Source organism: Streptomyces sp. MMG1121 (genome assembly GCF_001280015.1).
Lineage (GTDB): Bacteria > Actinomycetota > Actinomycetes > Streptomycetales > Streptomycetaceae > Streptomyces.
On the sequence record NZ_LGDV01000216.1, the window covers coordinates 23,582 to 44,983 of the forward strand.

At 68.2% G+C, this 21,402-nt stretch carries 18 protein-coding genes and 5 pseudogenes; 8 read left to right on the top strand and 15 right to left on the bottom strand.

Features of this window, described 5'->3' with window-relative positions; genetic code table 11:
* Nucleotides 1-68 precede the first annotated feature (68 nt).
* From ADK64_RS31605 to ADK64_RS31615, 3 genes are all read right to left on the bottom strand, one after another.
* Nucleotides 69-368 (bottom strand): hypothetical protein, encoded by a 300-nt coding sequence (locus ADK64_RS31605; RefSeq protein WP_053664655.1) that lies wholly within the window; start codon nt 366-368, stop codon nt 69-71.
* Nucleotides 369-1,522: 1,154 nt separating this feature from the next.
* Nucleotides 1,523-2,110 (bottom strand): transposase, encoded by a 588-nt coding sequence (locus ADK64_RS31610; RefSeq protein ID WP_107093143.1) that lies wholly within the window; start codon nt 2,108-2,110, stop codon nt 1,523-1,525.
* Nucleotides 2,111-2,414: 304 nt separating this feature from the next.
* Complete coding sequence (locus tag ADK64_RS31615) at nt 2,415-3,047, bottom strand: RICIN domain-containing protein (protein WP_053664657.1); 633 nt, start codon at nt 3,045-3,047, stop codon at nt 2,415-2,417.
* Between the two features lie 354 nt (nt 3,048-3,401).
* On the opposite strand from ADK64_RS31615, the gene ADK64_RS31620 reads away from it, so the two are divergent.
* Nucleotides 3,402-4,895: a helix-turn-helix domain-containing protein gene (locus ADK64_RS31620; protein ID WP_063789985.1), complete on the top strand. Its 1,494-nt coding sequence runs from the start codon at nt 3,402-3,404 to the stop codon at nt 4,893-4,895.
* 212 nt (nt 4,896-5,107) lie between these two features.
* On the opposite strand, the gene ADK64_RS31625 is transcribed toward ADK64_RS31620, so the two are convergent.
* From ADK64_RS31625 to ADK64_RS31635, 3 genes are all read right to left on the bottom strand, one after another.
* Nucleotides 5,108-5,434, bottom strand: a complete 327-nt coding sequence (locus tag ADK64_RS31625) for a hypothetical protein (protein WP_053664659.1) — start codon at nt 5,432-5,434, stop codon at nt 5,108-5,110.
* Nucleotides 5,435-5,603: 169 nt separating this feature from the next.
* Entirely contained in the window at nt 5,604-6,587 is a 984-nt protein-coding gene (locus ADK64_RS31630; protein WP_053664661.1) for a GNAT family N-acetyltransferase, read from the bottom strand.
* A gap of 356 nt (nt 6,588-6,943) precedes the next feature.
* Complete coding sequence (locus ADK64_RS31635; RefSeq protein ID WP_053664663.1) at nt 6,944-7,786, bottom strand: hypothetical protein; 843 nt, start codon at nt 7,784-7,786, stop codon at nt 6,944-6,946.
* Between the two features lie 21 nt (nt 7,787-7,807).
* On the opposite strand from ADK64_RS31635, the gene ADK64_RS31640 reads away from it, so the two are divergent.
* The gene (locus tag ADK64_RS31640) at nt 7,808-8,128 is read left to right on the top strand and encodes a hypothetical protein (RefSeq protein ID WP_053664665.1); all 321 of its coding nucleotides are present in this window, start codon (nt 7,808-7,810) and stop codon (nt 8,126-8,128) included.
* A gap of 67 nt (nt 8,129-8,195) precedes the next feature.
* Here the strand turns inward: ADK64_RS31640 and ADK64_RS31645 are convergent, their stop codons facing one another.
* Entirely contained in the window at nt 8,196-9,818 is a 1,623-nt protein-coding gene (locus ADK64_RS31645) for an alpha/beta fold hydrolase (protein WP_053664667.1), read from the bottom strand.
* 282 nt (nt 9,819-10,100) lie between these two features.
* Nucleotides 10,101-10,271: pseudogene (locus tag ADK64_RS31650) on the bottom strand (IS5/IS1182 family transposase); the annotation flags it as partial.
* 210 nt (nt 10,272-10,481) lie between these two features.
* On the opposite strand from ADK64_RS31650, the pseudogene ADK64_RS31655 reads away from it, so the two are divergent.
* Nucleotides 10,482-11,324, top strand: a pseudogene (locus ADK64_RS31655) (IS5 family transposase).
* Between the two features lie 170 nt (nt 11,325-11,494).
* Here the strand turns inward: ADK64_RS31655 and ADK64_RS31660 are convergent.
* Together ADK64_RS31660 and ADK64_RS31665 are read right to left on the bottom strand one after the other, a co-directional pair.
* Nucleotides 11,495-12,298, bottom strand: coding sequence for an alpha/beta fold hydrolase (locus ADK64_RS31660; RefSeq protein ID WP_063789983.1), 804 nt, complete (start codon nt 12,296-12,298; stop codon nt 11,495-11,497).
* 488 nt (nt 12,299-12,786) lie between these two features.
* A complete protein-coding gene (locus ADK64_RS31665) occupies nt 12,787-13,707 on the bottom strand; it encodes a LysR family transcriptional regulator (RefSeq protein ID WP_053664671.1) in 921 nt (306 codons plus the stop codon).
* Nucleotides 13,708-13,778: 71 nt separating this feature from the next.
* On the opposite strand from ADK64_RS31665, the gene ADK64_RS31670 reads away from it, so the two are divergent.
* Both ADK64_RS31670 and ADK64_RS48520 read left to right on the top strand, forming a co-directional pair.
* The gene (locus ADK64_RS31670; protein ID WP_053664673.1) at nt 13,779-14,708 is read left to right on the top strand and encodes a dihydrodipicolinate synthase family protein; all 930 of its coding nucleotides are present in this window, start codon (nt 13,779-13,781) and stop codon (nt 14,706-14,708) included.
* A 109-nt stretch (nt 14,709-14,817) separates the two neighbouring features.
* Nucleotides 14,818-14,943 carry a hypothetical protein gene (locus ADK64_RS48520; protein WP_267888581.1) on the top strand — a complete coding sequence of 42 codons (126 nt, stop codon included), beginning with the start codon at nt 14,818-14,820 and terminating at the stop codon, nt 14,941-14,943.
* Nucleotides 14,944-14,947: 4 nt separating this feature from the next.
* Here the strand turns inward: ADK64_RS48520 and ADK64_RS31675 are convergent, their stop codons facing one another.
* A complete protein-coding gene (locus ADK64_RS31675; RefSeq protein WP_053664675.1) occupies nt 14,948-15,709 on the bottom strand; it encodes a maleylpyruvate isomerase family mycothiol-dependent enzyme in 762 nt (253 codons plus the stop codon).
* Nucleotides 15,710-15,868: 159 nt separating this feature from the next.
* On the opposite strand from ADK64_RS31675, the gene ADK64_RS43760 reads away from it, so the two are divergent.
* A protein-coding gene (locus ADK64_RS43760) for an IS5 family transposase (protein ID WP_199829758.1) occupies nt 15,869-16,662 on the top strand; the annotation gives its coding sequence in 2 pieces (ribosomal slippage) (nt 15,869-16,205 and nt 16,205-16,662; 795 coding nt in all).
* Between the two features lie 588 nt (nt 16,663-17,250).
* Nucleotides 17,251-18,531 (top strand): hypothetical protein, encoded by a 1,281-nt coding sequence (locus ADK64_RS31690; protein ID WP_053664677.1) that lies wholly within the window; start codon nt 17,251-17,253, stop codon nt 18,529-18,531.
* Nucleotides 18,532-18,762: 231 nt separating this feature from the next.
* Here ADK64_RS31690 and ADK64_RS49215 read toward each other — a convergent pair.
* Nucleotides 18,763-18,948 (bottom strand): annotated as a pseudogene (locus ADK64_RS49215) (IS256 family transposase); the annotation flags it as partial.
* Between ADK64_RS49215 and ADK64_RS31695 the strand changes: the two are divergent.
* Nucleotides 18,911-19,740, top strand: a pseudogene (locus tag ADK64_RS31695) (IS256 family transposase); the annotation flags it as partial. The pseudogenes ADK64_RS49215 and ADK64_RS31695 overlap by 38 nt on opposite strands.
* Before the next feature lie 173 nt (nt 19,741-19,913).
* On the opposite strand, the gene ADK64_RS31700 reads toward ADK64_RS31695, so the two are convergent.
* From ADK64_RS31700 to ADK64_RS45400, 3 genes and pseudogenes are all read right to left on the bottom strand, one after another.
* Nucleotides 19,914-20,282, bottom strand: coding sequence for a hypothetical protein (locus tag ADK64_RS31700; RefSeq protein ID WP_234384773.1), 369 nt, complete (start codon nt 20,280-20,282; stop codon nt 19,914-19,916).
* Nucleotides 20,283-20,310: 28 nt separating this feature from the next.
* Entirely contained in the window at nt 20,311-21,084 is a 774-nt protein-coding gene (locus ADK64_RS31705) for a GNAT family N-acetyltransferase (protein WP_053664679.1), read from the bottom strand.
* A 220-nt stretch (nt 21,085-21,304) separates the two neighbouring features.
* Nucleotides 21,305-21,402: pseudogene (locus ADK64_RS45400) on the bottom strand (short-chain dehydrogenase); the annotation flags it as partial.

The window sequence follows — 21,402 nt, forward strand, 5'->3', positions numbered from 1 at the left end:
AGCGACGAGTGACAGGCCGTCCGCTTTAGCGATCAGGACTTCAGGTCCCGGTCGGACCGGTGGGCCAGCTACAGATGCCGAAGCCGGGCGCAGCGGGCAGTGACCTGGGCACGCCAGCGCTCCTGGACGGTGTGTTCGTCGTCGAGCCACTGTATGGCGGGTCCGTCGGGTCGAGGGCGGTCGCCTATGGCGGCCGCGATGACGACGTAGTAGGCGAAGTCCCCGTTCATGGTCGCCTCGCGCAGGCCGGCGACCGTGACGGCGAGATCGTCGTGTTCGCCGCGTACGGCATGGTGGAAACTGAGGGCGGTCTCCAGGAGCGGGAAAAGCCAGGTCAGGCCGGAGACGTCGATCTGTGTGCGCAGCATAGAGGCACGGTTGGTGATGTCGCGATCGGTGCCGGCATCGCGTACAAGGCTGGCGACCTGGGCAATCGGAACGGCGGCCTCCGTGACCAGCCGTGCGGGATCCAGACCGTGCGTGGGCGCGCGCTACGTCCTCGCATGAGACGGCCACAGGTTCTGCCCTTCTCGTCGTCGTTTCTACGGAGCGGACCCGCGATGGCTTGCTTTGGCCGCGGCCGAGGGACGGCACGGCAGCCGAAACCCCCGGTCGTCTTCAATGACATGATGCGCATCTCGCTCGCCGCCGCAGCGACGCTGCCCGAGCTGTCCGCCGTCCCAGCGCGCCTCGTGAGCGCCCCATACGTCAGCGTCGCGCAGTTGGCCAACCCCCGACGACCTGAACACCGTGCTGACCGCCGACCAGCCCGAGACGCACCCTGATGTCGTCGCCGGTACGGCCACCCGACCGACGCCGCCGACGCTGCGGTGCTGTCCGGCGAACCCGCCGTCGTGCGCGTGGACGACGAGGGCGCCGCCGAGCTGGCCGCCGCCCCATGATGGGAGCATCCTGCCGACTCCTTGGCGGCGGCCGACGTTGAGGCCATCCGCCGCTCCGCCAAGGCCCTGGGCAAGGAGGCCGGCCCCCAGGATGTGCGGTGCTGGGCCGTGGCCGACCGCGACCGCGCCGAGGCCCTGACTCTCCGTCTGATGACCAATGGCAAAGCGAAAGCGGCAGGCGTACCCCGAAGCCGTCACCCAGGCCCACGCCGACTTCGCCGAACCCAGCACCGCTGAAGAACCGCAGCGGGCTCACCGCCAACCGCTGCCTGATTGATCCCCCGACGCCGGAGGCGGTGACCGGCAAGCCGGGCACTCTGAACCCGTCTTTGAACTTCTGACGATGTCGGTCTTGCGCCTCGTTGCTGGGCCCGCTGCGCATCACGCCCACCAGGCAGTGGCGTCTCAGTCTCAGCGGTGTGGCAGGTGGCCCTGCGGAGAGCTTTCCGGTGCCCCACGCGCGGTAGTGGCGCGTCTTTCGGGTGTGGGATGGCGGGCGGATTCTGCCCAGTACCGGGCGGGCCGGCGTTCCCCTTATCTCACACTTGCCGCATGAACCTCTGTGCCCACATTCCGGGGGACGCCTCACCGCCTGGGCGCGAGAACGCCCGGGCAGTTCGCTATTCCTGCTGGTCAGTGGCGTGTTCGTGAGTGTACTGGGCTGATGTGCCGTCAGGTGCGAGCGGCCGCCTTCGCCCGTGCCTGACGACGGCGCCGTGCCGCGGACCGCTGCCCCTCCTCCTCCTCTGAGCCGCCCGCACCGGGTGCGGCCTGCGGCACATCACCCGCAGGACCGGTCCCTGCTCCAGCAGCGGAACCCCCTTTTCCTCGGTCAGGGCCTGTTCGAGAGCGTCCAGGGTCTCCCCGGCGATCGCCAGGCCCGCCGATTCGTGATGAGCCCGCACGATCGTCGAATCCACACTGACCAGTTCCAGTCCGACCCGCCCACGTGCCGCTGCCTCGGCGATCAGGCCCTCCATGAGCGCCTGGAACACGCCAGCCTTCGACCAGGCGTTGAACCGCGAGTAGACCGTGGACCAGGGCCCGTAGCGCTCCGGAACATCACGCCAGCCACTGCCGGTGCGAAACCTCCACAGCACCCCGTTGAACTGGTCCCGCACCCGCCGGGGCAGCGGACCCGTCGCCGCCACCGGCAGACGGCCCTCGATCAACTCCCACTCGGCATCCGTCACATCAAAACGCGCCACACGCGAGTTTTAGCAGCCCCGACCGGCGCACGACCCAGCCTCAACAAGAACCGAACCCCGAACAGCCTCTAGTGCAGATCGTCGTTCTCGCCGATCTGGTGAGGCGTCCCCTGTGGTACTCCGGGGACGCCTCAGGCTGACGGGCGCTCCGTGCGGGCGACACATGAACGAAGGAGCTTGCCGCCGCAGATCCTGCACGTGTCCAGATTGACGCTGCACACCCGTTTCCCCTGGTGGGCGGCGGACGCTGGTTCATGGAGTCGCCTGAATCGTGGTCAGCGCACTGATCCGCGGGTGGTCGTGGTCAGGTCCAGTTCCAGTTCTGGGGCGCGTCCCCGTGTCGTCCGTCCGGGAGGGTCGGGGAGTAGTAGTCCCAGACCAGCACGGGGTCCCCGTTCTGTGACGGGTCGGTGCCGCCGTAGTTCTTGGCGTCCATGAAGTCGAAGCTGCCGCCGGAGTCGGCGCCGCTCTGCAGCCGCGCCCACCCGTCGTAGTCACCGAGGAGCTGGTACCAGACCTGGTTCGCTTCAGGCTGTCCGTTGTTGGTGATGCAGTGCCACAGCTGGACCAGGTGCCCCTTGTAGTCGTTGGGGATGTTGTCGTAGGTACCACCGCTGATGTCCATGTCCAGACACAGGCCGCTGCGCTGGTTGGTGATGGTGAACGCGGGTACGCCACTGGGGGTACTGACAGGGTGGAAGATCCACCCCTGCTGCGCCTGGCCGTTGCAGACCCACATCTGCACCTTGTCACCGTCTTTCGACGGATCCTGGTGCGGGTCGCCGGGCGCGTACGCGGCGTCCAGGCACATGTTGCTCGCGAAGGGTGTGTGAAGCTGCCAGTTCCCCGGGCTCGCGTGGGCCGTCCCCATGCCCACGTCGACCATGACCAGCGCTGCCATCGCCGCTACGGCACTGAGCTTGACGGTCTTCTTCATGGTTTCCCCCTGTATCGGACAGAGTACGGCGAGTGGTCGTTCGCCTGTGCCCGCATGCGGTGCTACGCGCGGTACTTCCGGCCGGATCGCCCCTGCGGTGCCCGGCCCGGCGTCGGACGGGCACGGCAGAACCTACGGTGAATGAAGGCGGTGCGAAGGACGCCGTTGCACAGTGAGGCGGTCCCTCCGGTGCCAGACCGCACAGCGAGCCCCTTTGTCCGCCTGTGGGAGCCCCGGATACGCTCCGCCCGAACGGATTCGGCAGTCTCTCGGGGGAGTGACATGCACGGTCATGATCCGCGAACGGACACGGCGGCAGCTGGACGGGCTCGGCGGGCCGACGACGTGCTGGACATGCAGCGCGCAGCCCGGAAGGGTGGCACCACGCTGCTGCTCCGCTGGCTGGCGGGCCGTACCGGGGCCGCCGTCCTCCTGGTCAACCGCTCGGGCGCTGCCGCCTCCCCGCCCCCTCTGCCCTTCGGCAGGGCCGAGCACGATCTCGTACTGCACGGGGTCCGGGAGGCCACCGCGCGAGGGCTCAGGTCCATGACCATCGACGAGCAGGACCTTACCTGCGTCGTCCTTCCCCTCGACGGCCCGCCAGGCGTCCGCGCGCCCTTTCTCGCGGCCGTGGTGCCACGGCCGGTGCCACCCGGCCTGCCGCTCCTGCTCGCGGATGCCGCATCCGGACTGAGCCTGTGCTGGCAGCTGGAGCACACCCGGCAGCAGCAACGCCGGCTCCGGGACGCAGACGCGCGGCTCCGGGAAGCCGTCGTGCACCTTCTGATGAACGGTCAGGTGACCACCGCACGCCAGGTCGCGGGGGCACTGCGGCCCGCGCTGCCCGACGTGATGCGGATGTACGTCATCGAGGGACCGCACACGCTACGCAGGGCGGTCGCGGACGGGTTGGCCAAGACGGTCGGCAACGCGTGGATTGTGCAGTGCCCCGTGTACGCCAACCACCTGATAATGCTCGCGCCGGCCGACTACGAGAGCCACGCCGGCACGCCTGCCGAGCCGGCCTGGCCCCGCTCCGTGGCGGAGACCTGCTGCATCGGAGTGAGTGACCCGGTGCCCTTACGCGACACCGCCAGCAGCTACGCCCAGGCCTTCCACGCCCTGGCCGCGGCACGTCACTGTGCTGAGCGACGCGCCTCGTTCGCGGCCCACCCCGACCTGACACTCACCATCGGGCCGGCCGCGGAGGCCTGGGCCGCGTCCTTCCTCGCGCCGCTGCGCGCCCACTGCGCACGGCGTCCGCAGGACCCGGACAGCGGGGAACTGCTGGCCACCGCCGCGTCATGGCTGAGTTTCTCCTCCCATGCGGCGACCCATCTGAAGATCCACCGCAACACCCTGACGGCGCGTCTCACACTCATACAGAAGCTGCTGGGCCTCGACCTGGACCGGCTCGCCGATCAGGCTGCACTGGCTCTCGCACTACGCGTGAACGCCGCAGGCATCCCGCCCCGCCCGGAGCATCGCACGTCGGACGCCGGGGGGACGGCACCCTCCTTGGACGAACTCCTCGCGTCGCCCCACGTCGTGGCGTGGGCACAACGACAGTTCCATCCTGTACGGACGCCGGGCGTCCCGGTCTCCATCGCGCAAACGCTCGCCACCTGGCTTAGTTTCGATGGACGTATCGGTCCGACGGCAGCTGCGCTGTCCGTCTCGGCATCCGCGGTACGCAAACGCCTGGCACGGAGCGAGGCACTGCTCCAGCGCTCCCTGCTGCGTTCCCCGAGCGCCGTCCACGACCAGTGGCTCGCACAACGCGCCCTCGACTTGGCCGAGCGGAGCACAGCCCCACGTACCGCTTTGCCGGCCTCTCCCGGCACATAACCCGGCCGGGGTCTCCAGGTGGAGAACAACTTCGCTCTCCGATGGCCTGTAAAGCTTCCTCGGCAGGTGGCGACGTGCTGATGCTCGACTTCCGCATCACGAGAAGCGACGCGACTTGCACCTGATCCACCGCTTCTGCCGGCGGAGGCCGTGCGGCCCGGTGGGCGCCGACGAACAGTTGCTCGCCCGGCAGCTGCTCTTCGTCCGCGCGCCTACGTGTCGAGGAGGGCGGCGACGAAGATGTCCTCGCTGGTGAGCCGCCGTCCTGAGAGGCCTTGTTCGTGGTGGTAACGCAGGAACGTGTCGACGGCCTTGCGGTTGGCGCCCCTGTCGTAGGGCCACCAGTCCTCGCCGAGCAGGCGGCGGTTGTCTTCGAACAGTTTACTGAACCAGGGCGTGACGACGCTCATGTGCTGTTTGGCGGCGTCGTCCAGGTACCTGCGCTCGGCCAGCTTTCTGGTTTCACGGAACGCGCGGTAGACCGCGCGAAGCAGATCGGTCCGGTGTGCATGGTGGCGGCGGACCGCGATGATGTGCATAGGGGGATGATCCTGGTACGCCGGTAGTGGTCGCTCTCCACAGTCCCGTAGTCGGGAAAGGGCCGGGCAATCGACGATGCCCCGTTCACTACGGTCTGGGGGACGTCGACCGAGATGACGAGGCATTGTCAAATCCTGTGGACTGACCGGGCGCCAAATGACCGGTTGATCAAGCCAGCGGCTTGCGGTAACGGACGTACTCGTTCTGCCGCCGGAACCCCACGCTTTCGTAAAGATCGTAGGACCGGTGAGGATTTGCCGTGCCCGTGAACAGCCGCGCAGTCGTTGCACCCTGCTCGCGAAGACTTCGCAGCCCGTCCAGCAGCAAGACCCGGCCGATTCCGAGGCGTCGCTGGTCGGTCCGGACACTCAGCTCTTCGACCTCGCCCACAGTGTGGTGGTGACGGCGGATGGAGCAGAGGGCGACGCCGACCATGTCCTGCCCGTTCCACGCAGCTCTCCAGCATGCCGGGTCAGCGGTATGGACGAAGTCCTGGAAAGCCCATTTCTGAGTGAAACCGGTGTCCGCATACGAATCGACGACCGTTCTCCAGGCTGCACGGTAGTGGCTTGTCCCGATCGGCCCCGTCCGTATCCCGGCCGGCAGTTCGCTGCCCGGCTCGGGCAACTGCTGGAGATCGCCCAGCTTCAGCTCGACCAGGCTGAAGACACGTCGGTAGCCGGCTGCGAGCAGTAGCGCCGTGGCGTCCTGTGCGGAGGCCGCGGCGTTCGCGCCAAGCACTGCCGTCCGGGCTGTTCCATGCTGTTTGACGAGCTGGCGGACCCGCTCTTCGGCCCAGCTCAGCATGGCTGAACCGATGCCCTGACGGCGATGTTCGGGCAAGAGGTAGCCGCGGTGCAGATACAGCCACGTATCGTCCCGCTCTTGCCGCCACCGGATCGTCGAGTAGCCGACGACGCTCCCGTCGTGCACCACCAGGATCTGGTTCTTGGACGGCTCCTCCAGCTCGGCTGAGGATTCGGCGATCTCGGCCGCTGTCGGGAGCCCTTCCACAACCGAATGGGCGTCGGTCCGGTCCCGTTCAGCACAGCCCAGCCGCACCGCGGCCATGGGGCCGTGGTCTTCATCGCCGCGATACGGCCGGAACACGAAGCCGACCGGAAGGACCTGTCCTGGCGCGTCATCCGACATGACCGGATGATCTCGAACTTCGAGGCAGGTCCGCCACCCTGTTCGCCGCAGTCGTCTGCGGGCCGTTCGATGGCTTCGTCGGTGTAACGCGAGAACGGTTGATGCCGAGTTCGGGCAACAGATGTTGATGAAGCGGGTCCAGAATGTTGTCGAGTTCCGAGAACGGGGCGCCGAGGAGCGGCGTTGTCGGTGGGTTCTGCTGCCGTACTACCGGAGGACGAACCCGGCGATGGCGCACAATGCCCGACACGTGATCCGGACGGTGCTGCAAGAGGGCTGAGGCCAGAACGTGTTGGGACCGTACTGATCACAGCCGCACAGGCGCCTGATGCTGTTGGCCACCAGGATCGTCCCCGTCAGCAAACGCCGGCTTCACCGTCGCGCCCGGCGTCGTTGCCTCCGTGGCCCGCCGGCGGATGCGGTGCAGCGGTGCCGGGCATGCCCCGGAACCGCGCGAAGGGCGCTTGTGCCCCGGCCGCGTCGCGGTCGGATGATCCAGCCACTCCGTCGGGCCGCCAGGCGGAGATGTTCGTGTAGTGCTGGACCAGCGTTGCCCGGGTCCATGCGCCGTTGGCGTAGCGCATGGTGTGGAAGAGCGTGCCGCGGTCATCGACGGAGGCGAAAACGAGCTGGAGGTCTCCTGCCACGTTGACGGCGGTGACTTCCTGCAGCACGGTGCCGTTGAAGCCCGCGCGGTTGAAATCCACCCGCGCGTTGATGTCGTCCCAGGTGCTCCAGCGCCCGTTCGGGCTGCGGATGGTGTGGTACTGCGCGACCTGGCCGTTGGTCAGCACGACCATCTGCAGGCTGCTGCCGAATCCGGCCATGGCCACCCGGATCGGCATGCCCCAGTGGTGGGGAGTGCCGGTCCAGGACAGCAGGTTGCTCCACGGCGTCCACCTGCCGTTCGCGCCGAGCGCGGTGTGCAGAACGGTGCGGTGGATCTGGTCCACCGCGGCCACCTGCAGCCCTCCGCCGACTGAGGCGGCCGACAGGCTCTCGAACCAGTCGTTGCGGTAGGCGCCGCCCGGTGCCACCTGGCCGGGCACGGTCCAGGAGCCGTCGGACTGCTCCATGGTGTGCATCAGGCGGCCGTTGGTGTCGATGTACACCAGGCGCACGTGGGTTCCCACGGCGGCTGCCGCGAAGTAGTTCCGTGTCGGCTTGGAGGCCACCCGCACCGGCGCCAGGCCGTGCATCGGGGTGGGGGCGGCCCAGCTGTGGCGAGCCCGGAGTTCGCCACGCTGTGGGCCGCCCAGGATGTCGCCCTGCTGGTGACCAGAGAGTTCCGGGTGTACGGAAACCCGGCGGTGGGCCAGATCGTGTACTGGTGCACCACGCTCGCCGTCACCGCCACACCGGAGACCTACATCAACGTCTACACCCCGGCCGACGACATCAGCCGCGAGCGCGTCGAGTGGCTGCTCGCGCACCCCGAAGCGATACCGGCGCCGGCTCACACACTGACCGGCAGGTGGCCGCGCCGTGCGTCAGCACCCCGAAGGACTCGCGCGCTCGCCCCCTTCCGCCACAGGCCATGAACGAGCACCACGGCGGCCCATGCGCACGCCTCCTCGGGCCTGTGTCAGACGAGTGATCCAGGACTGGTCAGCCGTATCGTTGCAGCAGTCCGTCCACGTAATCCTCCAGCCGTTCTTCCAGCACCTCGGACGTCAGATCGTCCCGTCCCAGGTCACGCCACGGCCCGGCCAGCTTCGCCGCGTCGGGGCAGTAGTGCAGGGCGTCAAGCAGCCGCCAGTACAGATGGCCGGGGTCGTCGGCGAGGTCACGGCCGCCGTGTGCCTCGTACCGCTCGCGGAAGTCCAGCCCGTGCGCCGGCCCGTGCAGCAGCGCGAGCGCGGTCGAGCAGTGCGCCACGTCCAGGTCGGCAGGCCCCCACGAGGTCTCCACCCAGTCCACGACACCGGTGATCCGCAGCCCCGGCCCGTCTCCCGTGAACAGCACGTTCCCGGGGTGGAAGTCGCGGTGGAGAAAGCAGCCTTCGTACGGCGGCGGGTCGCGGCGGATCACGTCCAGGGCCCGGTCCCACAGGGGGCCGTCCGGGGTGCGCACGTGCTCCGGGGACGTCCACGCCTGGTACGTGCGCGGTCTCTCGGCCGGTACGACGCCGTGGACGCGGACGAGCTGGGCCGCGAGCAGGTCCAGGCGCCGGTCGAGGTCGTCCTCGTCCACGCGGACGCGGCCCGGCAGCGCGGACATCAACAGGGTCGGGTGATCGCAGTGTTCGGCCGTGGCGTCCACAGCGACGAACCCGGGAGCCGGGATGTCCTCCTGCCTGGCGAGCAGCGCCAGGACGGAGGCCTCGCGGGTCAGCAGCCCGGGCCCGTGGTGGCGGAAGAACGGCTTCACGAAGGTACGTTGCACCAGTTCCGTGCTGTCGTCGAGCGTGAGCCGGCGCATCTGGGAGCTCCAACCGCCGCACAGCAGGCGGGAGTCGGCGACGGAACGGCTGTTGCCGAGCTGCTTGGCCACCCACGCACGCGTGGCCGCCCAGCCACGGTCGTCGAGGCCGGTCAGCACCGCCTCCACGAACTTCCGCCGGTCCTCGCCGTGATCGCGGAACCACATCCCCAGCTGGTGCTGCGCGTCCGGAAGGTCGAACCGCGTGTACTGGGCGCGCGCGGCCAGCGCGTCCTGTACGGCCTCGGTCACCGCCGACGGGATCACCGCGTCCATGCCCGGCACTGCGAGCACCGCCCGGCCTTCGTACGCCCGCAGCACCTCAAGCGATGGCGCCTCCCGCCAACTGTCCGGCCGCCGGATAATGCCGCTGAACCGGCCGTTCCCGTCCCCGAAGGGCACGTCCCACGCCCTGGCGGTGTACAAGGCGGGTGCGCACAGCCCCAGCGCCGTCACTCGATCTCCGTAGTGCGCGACGAGATCGGCCACGGTTTGCCCGCTCATGCTGAATCCCACCAGGACCAGCGGCCCGTCCGTCCCCGCGTACGCGTCGATCACCGCGACGGCCTGCTCGAACCGCCGCCGCAGGCTCAACTCGCTCAGTTTGCCGGTGCTTTCGCCGTGCCCGGAGAAATCGAAGGCGACCCCTCGGCAGCCGTGGGCCACGAACTCCCGCACCAGGGGGAGCAGTCGCTCTGTGCTGCTGCTGCCTGCGCCGTGCAGCACGACGGCGGTGGCCCCGGACGGATCACCGCCGTACACACCGCTGAGCCGTTCGCCGTCGTGGTCGTGCGTGAAGTCGAAGAGCATGCCCCAATTCACTCACGCCGTGGTCTCCGTCTTTCGGGAGTGGCACCGTCAGTTTCCGACCCTGGTCGTCATCTGTCCTTCGAACTCGCCGAGCCACTGCTCCTCCTCGGCCTTCCATTCCTGGTACCCAAGTTGGTCCCGACCGTGGTCAGGGCAACAGCTGGCGTGTCGCGATCCAAGGCAGCAGCCAATCGCGCGCCAGGCCGGGCTGCAGATACTCGATGAGCCTCTCCAGGTGCGATGCCAGAGGGCGTTTAAAGTAGGCAGATTACCCTTGATGCCCTAGTGTGCTCGTCGCCAGGTGGGGGTGGTCTCGTCCGTTATGCGCCTGGTGAGGTTGTCGACCGAGGCGATGTGGATCATGGCTTCGGAGCTGGCGGTGAGTGTCTCGTAGTCGCGGGCCAGACGGCGGTGCATCATGATCTAACCGATACTCCGCTCGGCCACCCAGCGTGGATGACTTGCCCCGTTAAGTGAGCTTTAAGGGCGCCAGTTTTGGGATGTGCGCTCCCAGCACCCGCCTTCCAGTCCGCCGAGCCGACGAATTGGCCGCCCATTTACTCCGCTTCTTGAGCGTGAAGTCCGTCTGGTTTGAAGATCGGGCAGAAACGCCCAGCGGCAGCGGAACGGCATCGTCCGCCGCATTCACGATCACGCTACGGCGTGAGCCGGCGGAAGCCGTACCCCAGCGACCTGTCCGACGCCCGATGGGCCTTAATTAAGCCGACAGTGACGGCCTGGAGAGAAGCTCGGCTCGACCGCAGGCCCACCGGGCAGCCGGCCAAGGTCGACCTGCGCGACGTATTCAACGCACTCCTTTACGCAAACCGCACCGGAGCCCCCTGGAAATGCCTCCCGCACGACTTCCCCAACCACGGTACTGTCTACGCCTACTACGCCGCCTGGCGTCACGAGGGAATCCTCACCCAGCTCAACTCCGACCTGACCGGCCTGGCCCGCGTGAAGGAAGGACGCAAGCCCGAACCGACCGCTTGCGTGATCGACACCCAGAGCGTGAAGACCTCCACCAATGTGCCTCTGACCAGCCAGGGAACCGACGCTGGCCGCCAAGGAGATCGTCGGCGGGAAACGGGGCATCCTCACGGACGCGATCGGACTCATCCTCGCCGTGATTGTCACCGCCGTGAGCCTGTCCGAGAACGCCGTCGGAATGCAGCTCCTCGACCGGGCCAAGAAGACCTGCCCGACCATCTCCAAGAGCTGGGTCGACACAGTCTTCAAGAACGCCGTCGTCGAGCACGGCGCAGCCTCGGAATCGACGTCGAAGTCATCAACAGAAACCCGGGAGTTCGCGGATTCCACGTCGTCGAAAGGCGCTGGGTTGTCGAACGCAGTATTGGTTGGATCATGCTGCACCGGTGCCTCGCCCGAGACTACGAGACTCTGCCCGCCAGCTCCGAGGCCATGATCCACGTCGCCTCGATCGACAACCTCACCAAGCGCATAACGGACGAGACGACACCCACCCGGGGAGGAACTTACTAGGAGATAAAGGGCAATCCACCTAGATTAAATGCCCTCTTGGCAACGAAGGTGGTTCGTTAGCGGTGGATCAGTAAATCCATGATCCCGTTGATAGCGACTGCGTTCAGCAGCGATCCGTGTCGGGTCTTTTTGATCTTCAATCTCGGCACAACCGTCATGCCCGGCAGAAGTCAGCAAAGCACCCGCTCTGCCACCTCCCGGATCGTGTCGGCCAGCACCTCAGGGGCTGTGAGATGAGCAGCATGTCCCTGGCCCGCGAGTGTACGGACCTGCGCCCTCGGCAGGGTGACCGCCAGGTCGGCCAGTCGCTCCCGCAGGTGGGCCGGGCTCATGTCGCCCTCGACCAGGGTGGTCGGCACATCGAGCCGCCTGAAGCGGTCGACGCCGACTCCGAGCGCGTCGAGCGCGTCGGTGTCGGCCACCTGCCCTGCTGCCTTCGAAACGAACGCAGCCAGCGCCTTCGGATCCGCAACCAGTGCTTCGACCAATTCCGCCGGTAGTTGGACGATGTCACGCAGGTGGATCCGCATCACCTCATCCGGATCTCCTGCGGCGAGGGCCTCGCGGGCGCGCTGGGCCGCCTCCGCTCCGACCAGCGACCTGGTGGGCATCGGCGGCTCGTAGAGGAACAAGCCCGCGAACATCTCGGGCGCCAGCAAGGCGGCTTCCAGAGCGGCGACCGCACCCGAGGAGTGCCCGACCAGGAGCACGGGCCGGTCGAGGAGTCCGGCGATCGCCAGAACGTCCGCAGCCTCGACAGCCATTGAGTGCGTCGGCGGGATACTCGCTCCTGGGACATAGACGCGACGGGTCACCCTGACGACCCGGAAGTCGTCGGTCAGCGACCGTATGACGCCGTCCCAGGACGTGGCGTCCCCACCGCCCCCGTGAACGAGGAGCAGCGTCGGCCCTCTGCCGTTGTCGAGAGCAGTGATGGGCATGCCATCAGTGGAGGTTGTGACAAGCTCAGCCATGCGCGCAATTCTGCGCCGCTCGGCCTACGGCGCACCGACATTCCACCGACAGCGAAGGCCGGCGGGCGCAATGCCACCGCCCCGCACAGAACTGCTTCCGCGCCGCCGCAGGTGGCTCGGGTCTTCGGACCCCCGCCTGCCGACCCGCTCCGGGCGACGGCCCTGATGACTCTGACCTTGACTATCCTCGACGACCCGAACGCACATTCCGCCCTAGCGCGGCTCCTGTCCGGCCTGCCTTCGACCAGCACAGTGCACATCCGCATCCGGCAGCACGCCCCACACTGCTCACCCACCATGGCCGCGGTCATCCGCAGGAGCGTCCGACGCGACCGGCCCGTCGGCCAGCCTGCCCTCTTTCACACTGCGGCCGACTCGACCCCCATACCATCCCCGCCGTCCCGCCCGAACATCGGGCCGTCCTGCTGAACGATCTCAGCGCACCTAGACGGCAGCTGCAGCTCAAGACACGATTTCTGACTGGAGTACTAGGAGGCACCGCCCGCGGCGCCCACCGCTGTTCGCGCCGCCGCCACGAACGCCGCGATCGCCGGGTGCCTGCCGCCGCCCGCGCGGAAGGCGACCTTCGAGCGACGGAAGAGGGGTAGCCGGGTCAGGGCCACGCCCTCGGGGGTGTGTGCGGTGGCCATCTCCGGTACAAATCCGGCACCTTGCCCGATTGCGGCCAGAGCCAGGACCGTACGGAAGTCGTTGACCTGATGGCGGATGCGCGGCTGGAAACCGGCCGCCTGGCAGGCGCGCACGGCCATCGCGTGACCCGTCGTACCGTCCCGGGCCGTGATCCATGGGGACGCGGCCCACGGTCCGAGCAGCTCCGCCAGTGTGTCGCCGCGGGCGGCAGGACCGGTGGCGGGAGCGCCGCCCGTGGCCAGGTACATCGGCTCCTCCAACAGGGGCACCCGATCGACCGTGGTGTCCGGTGACGCGGGAACGAAGTCGTAGTCGTGGACGAGGGCCACGTCGAGTTCGCCGGCGCGCAGGCCGTCGGAGACTCGCGCCGAGTCGATCTCCTGCACCATCGGTTCCAGCGCGGGATGCCGCAGGGCTAGTTCGGCCAGCGTGGCGGGCACGATCGCGGGGCCGCCAGAGGGAAACGTCCCGATCCGCAGCGGCCCGCCGATGCCCTCGCGTGCCCCGGCCAGCTCGGAGACCGCCAGTTCGAGGCGTTCGAGAACGGCGTCGGCGTGGGTGACGAGAGTGCGGCCCGCAGGTGTGAGAACCACCCGTCTGCCACTTCGTTCCAGCAGGGGCACGCCGGCTTCGCGCTCAAGCACGCCCAGCTGCTGGGAGACGGCCGAGGCAGTGAAGGTCAGGGCCTCGGCCACGGCCGCGATGGTGCCGCGTCGGTCCAGTTCGCGCAGCAGGTGAAGACGTCGGACATCGAGCATAAGTTGATCTTATGCATAAGTGAAGAAACATGAACTGGATCTACTGGGTTTGTGTCGGTCAGGCTGGGTGCATGAAGCCCGAAGCGAACCTCACCGGCCTGTTTGTCCCCTTGGTGACTCCGTTCACCGACGACCTGCACCTCGCCCAGGACGCGCTCGCCTGCCTCGCCGACGAGGCGCTGTCGGCCGGCGGCGCCCGCGGACTCGTTGCCCTGGGCACCACCGCGGAGGCGGCCACGCTGACCACCGAGGAGAAGCGGGCCGTGGTCCGCACCTGCTCGGCCGCCTGCCGGGCACACGGAGCTCCCCTGATCGTCGGCGTGGGTACCAACGACACCGCCGCCGCCATCAGGACACTGCGGGAGCTCGCTCAGAGCGGTGACGTCAACGCGGCGCTGGTTCCCACGCCCCCCTACACCCGGCCAGGTGAGGCAGGAACGCTGGCGCACTTCACGGCACTCGCCAAACACGGGGGCCTGCCACTGGTCGTCTACGACATCCCGTACCGCACCGGTCAGCCCCTCAGCACCAGCACCCTGAACGCGCTCGGGCACCTACCGGAGGTCGTCGGGGTCAAGTACGCGACCGGCGCGATCGACGCAGCCGCCATGGAACTGCTCGGCTCGTCGGCACCGGGCCTCGCGGTGCTCGGCGGTGATGACGCCGTCATCGGGCCGCTGCTCGCGGCGGGTGCCCGCGGCGGCATCCTGGCGTCGGCCAATGTCCGCACCGCTGACTTTGCCGAGCTGATCTCGTTGTGGCAGCGCGACGCTGCCGGACCGGCCCGCAGGCTGGGAGCCGAGCTGGCCCGGCTGTCCGCCGCGCTCTTCGCCGAGCCGAACCCGACCGTGATCAAGGGAGTGTTGCACGCCCAGGGCCGCATCCCCAGCCCGGCCGTCCGGCTGCCGCTGCTGGCCGCCTCCGCCGATTCGGTCCGGCGGGCTGCGGACCTGGCCGCCACCCGGACCCACCACCAAGCCCACCAAGAGGCCGCGGCCTGACACGGGCACATGATCCCCGGGGATCCCCGTGGAATTCGATGTAAGCCGATTTAGAGCACCCAACAGAAAGCCTGGTCGTAGCCATATCCCCTTCCTGGCTGAGTCGGCGGTGCTGCGGGAGGCGCTCGGGCCCGAGCTGCACGAGGCCGTAGTGGCCGTCCGCCGCGCGGAGGCGGGGCTGTTCGCGATGTTCACCGACGCGGACGTCATCAAGGCCGTCCGCTGGCGGTATTGACTGGCTACTCCTCGGGCTCCCAGGCGATCAGCTGCTCGAACACCTGCTGGTCGCCCTCAATCTTCAGGTCGCTCAGCGTGAGGCGGCCCCAGACGAAGAGGAGCAGCTGCTCGGCCGTGCCCGTGGCCGAAGCGGAGGCGGGCGCGGCGTCGTCTGTGAGGGGTGCGGGCCAGGCGCCGGTGCCGTCCAACGCGAGGAGCCAGGAGCGGCCCTCGGAGGCGTGGTAGTGGATGATGGCGGCCTCATGCGGCCAGGCCGCCGGGGTGGAGTTGCAGGTGTCGAGAAACTCGGCCACGCCGTCGATCGCGACGTCCGCCGGCACCGGCTGCACGGCGCCTGTGGCGAGCTGGGCGTCGTAGGTGTGCACCAGCACCTCGTGCACCCGGCGCCGGGCAACACCCCAGGCATTCGCCGGCGACACGCCGGCGCCCCACCACGCCCAGCACTTGCGCTCCGGGCCAGCCTCGCGCAGCGCATTCAGCAGCAGCTCGTTCGACTCGGCGTACCAGGCCAGCAGCGCCTCGAGCTCGCGCGGCACCTCCGCGGCATCCTTGGCCGGCGGAGCCTCGGCCGGGCCTGCGGCGACGATCGCGGCCCACCAGCGCTGGCCCCTACCCAAGTGCTGCACCAGATCGAACAACGTCCACTCGGGGCAGGACGGCACCGGTGCGTCAAGGCTGCGCGCGGCGGCAACCGCACGACGGAACGCGGCCGACCGCTCGTCGATCAGTTGCAGCAGGGTGGAAAACTCAAGACTCTCTGTCACATCGCTTACCTACCACCCCAGCTCAGCCGACCGCACCCTATTTTCCAGGCCGTCAGCTGCGGGAGTTAGAGCACGTGATAGAAAGCCTGGTCGTAGCCATATCCCCTTCCTGTCTGGCTCGTTGAACGAGTCATGGGGAAGGGGAACGGTCCTCCGCGGATGGTGCCGGATGACCTGTGGGGGCGGATCGAGCCGTTGCTGCCGGTCAGGCAGCGGCGTCCGCGCCATCTCGGCCGGCTGCCACTGGACGACCGTGGTTGCCTGCAGGGCATCCTGTTCGTGCTGCACACCGGGATCCAGTGGGAGTGGCTGCCGCAGGAGCTCGGCTTCGGGTCCGGGATGACGTGCTGGCGACGGCTGCGGGACTGGCACGAGGACGGGGTGTGGGACCGGCTGCACCAGGTGCTGCTGACCGAGATGCACCGTGCCGGGAAGCTGGACTGGTCCCGGGCGGTGATCGACGGCTCCCACCACCAGGCCCGTCGGTGCGGCCCAAAACCGGGCCGAGCCCGGTCGAGCGTGCCCGGCCCGGCTCGAAGCACCACGTCATCACCGACCCAGGCGGCACCCCGCTCGCCATCCCCCTGACCGGTGGCAACCGTCACGACATCACCCAGCTGCTGCCCCTGCTCGACGCGATCCCGCGGATCCGCGGAGTGACCGGTCGCCCCCGTCACCGGCCGCGGCAGTTGTTCGCCGACCGGGGCTACGACTTCGACAAGTACCGTCGCCTCCTGTGCATGCGCGGCATCAAGCCGGTCATCGCCCGACGCGGAGTTCTGCACGGCTCCGGCCTGGGCTCGGTCCGCTGGGTAGTCGAGCGGACGAACGCGTGGATCCACGGCTTCCGACGGCTACGGATCCGCTGGGAGATCCGCGACGCCATCCACGGGGCGTTCCTGAAGCTCGCCTGCTGTGTGATGACCTACAGGCGAGTCCAGGCAGTGTGTTAGCTCCTCTTACGCCCGTCCGCTCCCGTGCCACCACTCGCCCCACGTGGGCGAGTTCCCCAGGCGGCCGAGGCGGGCGGGCCCGGTCCATGCAGCGTTGCTATCACGGGGCTCGGCCTTGCTCGAGCGTGCCCATCTTGCGCGGCGCCTGGATGGCGAGCCGTCAGGCTGGCTCGGCCCATCGGTGTGCCGTTCGACGGACAGGCGCCACAGGGAACTGTTGGCCGATCGGATCACGCGAGGATTCGCTGCCCCTACGGGGCCAAGCAACGGCCGCGGGGCAGATTTGTGCCCTCTTGACGTGGGCTGCCAAGACAGCGTTGCGCAGCCATGTGCCGTCCACCAACCATTGCGTCCTGTCCTTGCTGCGCCCAGCCGGATGCGGTGGCGACAGCTTGTCTTGGCACCGGGCTCTGTCGACTCGCGCCCTGAGAGGCGTGGCTCAGAGGGGCTCCGGACATTTTCCAGGCGTAATCCGGCCAGTGCAGAAGCTGACCTGATCGTACTCGAACAAATCTTTTGTAATTGACGGCAACTCCAAGTCGCGGGCAGCCTCGCAGTGGAAAAGGCGGCATATGGGAGAGGTGGAGAGTGGTAGACGAAAATGGGAAATCCGCCGACGAGCCTTACGTAATCCGCGGCCGAGGCAAGGACAAGGCCCCCTCGGGCACCTTCGCGCTTTTCGCCGACGTCAACTACAACGTGGGCGGACCACGGGACAAGATCCTCGTCATCCCGGCCAAGGGCACGGCAAACAACTTCAGCGATTACGGATTCGATCAGAGCGATGACGGCGTAAGCTCCGTCGTCAACAACACCAACAACGACAACATCCTCTTCACACGCACCAATCAGGGCGGCAGCCAGTTGCCCGTCAAGGCCGGCACGTCGATCGACGACATGACGAAGATCCCCCTGGCGGGCAGCCCGACCAGCACGTGGAACGACCAGGCGCAGTCCGCCCTCGCCTTCGCCCAGCCAGTGCCGCTCCCTGTCTTCACCGCTCCTGCGGCCGGCGCGCAGACTGAAGACCGCCGCCAGCCCGTCCAGGGCACAGCTGCCCCCGACGTGCAGCAGGTGCTGCTCTACGAGGATGCCAAGCAGTTGGGCACCCTCCCGGTCAAGGACAGCAAGTGGGAGTACACCCCGGACGCCGACTGGCCGCTCGGGCAGCACAACCTCGCCGCCATGGCCGTGCGCGACGACGTGACCTCGGGCAAGGCGTATCTGCGCTTCTACGCTACGCTCCCGAGCCCCGTCGTGGACGTCACGTCACCCAAGAGTGGCGCGGAAGTCGACACCGGAGTCTCGATCGACGGCGTCGCCTTCAACGCCGATTCGGTGAACCTCACCGAGGGCAGCACCAAGCTCGGCAGCGCCAAGGTGAACGGCCAGAACTGGTCCTTCCTCCACGAAGGCGGGTGGAGCCTGGGCAGCCACACGGTGACGGCGAAGGCCGTGCGCGGCAGTCAGGAATCGGAACCCGACACGGTCACCTTCACCGCGGCGAAGAAGAATCTCACCGTGGACTACAAATTCAACTCCAGCTGGCAGGACTGGGAGACCCAGAAGTACATCTACTCCTACGACATCACCATGTACGCCGGTGAATCCGACGTGAGGCACTGGAATGTCGGGTTCGGCCAGCTTCCGGTCGGGTCGGTGCTCTACAAGGAGTTCACCAACGCCTTCTGGGGAATGATCATCGAAGACGGCTCCAACGGCGACGTCCTCCTCGGCTCGCCCCCCGAGGGCATCCACGTCGTCCCGAAGGGTGGCAAGCTGGATATCCGCGTCCTCGTGCTCTACCCGACGCAGGACGAGGCGTACAAGCACCTCTACGCCCTCTTCGCCAAGTCCCTGTCCGAGTAGCGGCGACCGCCGCCTGGCCCGGCGACGCCCTGTGGGCGCCGCCGGGCCTCTCCGCACGCCCCATTGTTCCGACCGATCCACCCGCACACGCGAGGCAAGACCATCGGTGGACCCGGCATCACCGACGAAGCCACGCTTCTCATATCCTCCCCATGCGAGCTGGTAACAAGATCTTGGAGGTAGTCGTCGAGGAATGGGGCGTGTACGGGACTTTGGGCAAGTCCTGGACTTTCACTTGGTGTTGAGCCGGTCCTCGAAGAAGAGTGAGAACTGGTTCAGTGATTCTTCCAGTGCGCCGCGACGTGGTTGATATCGCGCGCCCTGGGGTGATCTGTTCGCAACGGCGAGGTAGAGCACCTTCACAACAGCGCAATGGCCCCGGCGTCTCGACGAGCAGGTCGCCGCGTTCCGTAACCGGCCCCTGGACCAGGGCCCTTACGCCCCTTACGCGTTCTTCTGGGTGGACGCACTGACCCAGAAGGTCCGCGAGGGCGGCCGGATCATCAACGTCCACGCGCCGATCGCGGTTGGTGTCAACGCCGACGGCCACCGCGAGATCCTCGGCATCGACGTCGTCACCGCTGAGGGCGGCGCCGGCTGGATCGCCTTCATACGCTGCCTGGTCGCCAGCGGTCTGTCCGGCGTCCAGCTGGTCGTCTCCGACGCCCACGTTGGTCTGGCCGACGCGATCTGCGCCGTGTGACCGGCGTCCCGTGGCAGCGCTGTCGCACCCAGTACGCTCGCGCGTTGTTGAGCCAGGTGCCCAAGTCGGCCCAGCTGTGGGTGGCCATGCCGCTGCGGGCCGCCTTCGAACAACCCGACACCGACACCGACGCCGTCCAGGCCAAGATGCGGCACGCCTTGGATGCCCTGGAGGCCAAGTTCCCCAAGGTCGCCATCCACTTGGACACCGCTCAGCACGAGCTCCTGGCGTTCACCGGCTTCCCGCGCGAGCTCTGGCGGCAGATCTGGTCGAACAATCCCCAGGTACGGTTCAACAAGGAGATCCGCCGTCGCACTGACGTCGTCGACATCTTTTCCGGCCGCACCGTCCTGATCCGCCTGGCCGGCGCAAGCCTGGCCGAACAGTACGACGAATGGACCGAGGCCCACCGCTACATGGGGCTCGACCTGCTGGCCAAGGCCCGCCTCCACCCGATCGAGTCAGAAACCGACGAGACCGACCTGACTACCGAACTCACCGCATAGCCCCGGAAGACGTCTCCAGGACGACGCAGACGTGCTGACCTCATGGGGCCGGTGCTGCGCCTCCGCACGTCCGCCCTGTCCAGCTATGTGGCGAGGTCAGGAGAGCACCGGACGGGGTCTGACGGTGCGCGGGCTGAACGCGGCGTGATTCTGACGCACTCCCCGCCCGCCGGTCAGGGCCGGAGGCCCAGCGTCATGTCGTACGACGTCTCCTTGCCGCCCCGCAGCCAGGTGATGCGGAGCCGCAGGCTGCTCGCGTCCGGACACAGGGAGGGCTGGGCGGTGAGGCTGCCGTCGGTGTGCGTGCCGTCCGGATGGGTGCCGTAGGCGCCACCGCGGTCGTCGTACTCGTTGCCGAGGTCGTCCAGGGCCTCGATGAGCGGGAGTACGGGGGTCCCGGTCCCGGTCTCGGTCTCGGGGAGCGGTGGTGTGACCCGGTAGTGCAGGGTGAAGGAGTCGTCCCCGTGTTTCAGCCGGGTGATCGTCAGCTCGTGGCTGCCTTCCAGTATCGGCAGGACGAGGAGTGGCGGCTTCCTGGACACGGGGATCTCCTTCTTGTCGCGGTCGACCCTAGGCGTTGAGCCGGTCGTGTGCCACGGGGCTCCCGATGGCGTAGTGGACGTATTCGCGGACCAGCCGGAAGCCGGCGTGCCAGGCGAGGAGCCGGCTGGCACGGTTGTGGTGGGAGCAGTTCCAGCTGGGCGTGCGGCCGCGGGCCGTGATGTCCGCGCACAGGGCGGTGACGCAGGCGAGGGCGAGATGGTGGCGGCGGTCGGGGACGGTGTAGACGGCCACATCCTCGTAGCCGGTGCCGCGGAAGTAGGTGCAGGCCACCGCGAGGATGCGGTCGGCGCGGTGCACGGCGGCCCAGGCGTGGCCCGAGGCGGCCAGACCGAGTGGTCCGCCCCAACTTTCCGAGATCCAGGACGCGTCGGGGCCGAGGGCGTGTACAGCCTCGGTGTCCGCGGGTTCCAGGTGTCGTAGGGTCACGCCGTGTGGGACGGTGGCGCGCTGTGGGGTGGTCTGGAGCGTCCAGACCATGCGTTCCCACGGGGTGAGCCGGTCGAAGGCGGCGCCGAGCGCGGGCAGGAACCGGGCCGGGGCCTCGACCCGGTTGTCGGCCAGCGGGGCGAGGAGGCCGGGCGCGAGGTCCTCGGGGCTGCCGCGCAGCACGACGTGGCCGGCGCAGGCGACGGCGACCGTGCGCGGCCGGAGTGGCTGGTCGGCCCACCACCGGCCGATGCCGGTGGCCAGCACGTGCTCGCCGATCGTGGCGGGGCCGGGGGAGTGGGTGGGAAACCAGCGCGCGAGCACCCGTGCGTCCGGTGGCGAGACCTCGATCATCCTTGCCTCTGGGAGTGGGGGAGCGGGATAGCGGACCGGGCGGGCGACCAGGGTTTGCCACCCCGTCGCCCGCCCTGGGGTGGACGGCGAACGCCGCCCACTTCCTCGTCAGCCCTGGCCGGCCTTGCTCCCGTGATTGGCCTTCTTCTTGCGGCGGTTCTTCTTCTTGCGGGCGCGCTTCGACATGTACGTCCACTCCTTTGTTGTTGGTGAAGGTTCTTCAGGCGGTGCGGCCGACCAGCAGGTCCGCCAGCTTGTTCAGGCGGCGGACCGTGCGGTCCTCCGTCGCGGCCGGTGCCGGGGCGACCCGCTCGTCGC

Bases quoted from the DNA above. Each gene is read 5' to 3' on its own strand.
- ADK64_RS31605 (WP_053664655.1), bottom strand. From the start codon at position 368: ATGCTGCGCACACAGATCGACGTCTCCGGCCTGACCTGGCTTTTCCCG.
- ADK64_RS31615 (WP_053664657.1), bottom strand. From the start codon at position 3,047: ATGAAGAAGACCGTCAAGCTCAGTGCCGTAGCGGCGATGGCAGCGCTG.
- ADK64_RS31620 (WP_063789985.1), top strand. From the start codon at position 3,402: ATGCAGCGCGCAGCCCGGAAGGGTGGCACCACGCTGCTGCTCCGCTGG.
- ADK64_RS31625 (WP_053664659.1), bottom strand. From the start codon at position 5,434: ATGCACATCATCGCGGTCCGCCGCCACCATGCACACCGGACCGATCTG.
- ADK64_RS31630 (WP_053664661.1), bottom strand. From the start codon at position 6,587: ATGTCGGATGACGCGCCAGGACAGGTCCTTCCGGTCGGCTTCGTGTTC.
- ADK64_RS31635 (WP_053664663.1), bottom strand. From the start codon at position 7,786: ATGCACGGCCTGGCGCCGGTGCGGGTGGCCTCCAAGCCGACACGGAAC.
- ADK64_RS31645 (WP_053664667.1), bottom strand. From the start codon at position 9,818: ATGCTCTTCGACTTCACGCACGACCACGACGGCGAACGGCTCAGCGGT.
- ADK64_RS31660 (WP_063789983.1), bottom strand. From the start codon at position 12,298: ATGGCTGAGCTTGTCACAACCTCCACTGATGGCATGCCCATCACTGCT.
- ADK64_RS31665 (WP_053664671.1), bottom strand. From the start codon at position 13,707: ATGCTCGATGTCCGACGTCTTCACCTGCTGCGCGAACTGGACCGACGC.
- ADK64_RS31670 (WP_053664673.1), top strand. From the start codon at position 13,779: ATGAAGCCCGAAGCGAACCTCACCGGCCTGTTTGTCCCCTTGGTGACT.
- ADK64_RS31705 (WP_053664679.1), bottom strand. From the start codon at position 21,084: ATGATCGAGGTCTCGCCACCGGACGCACGGGTGCTCGCGCGCTGGTTT.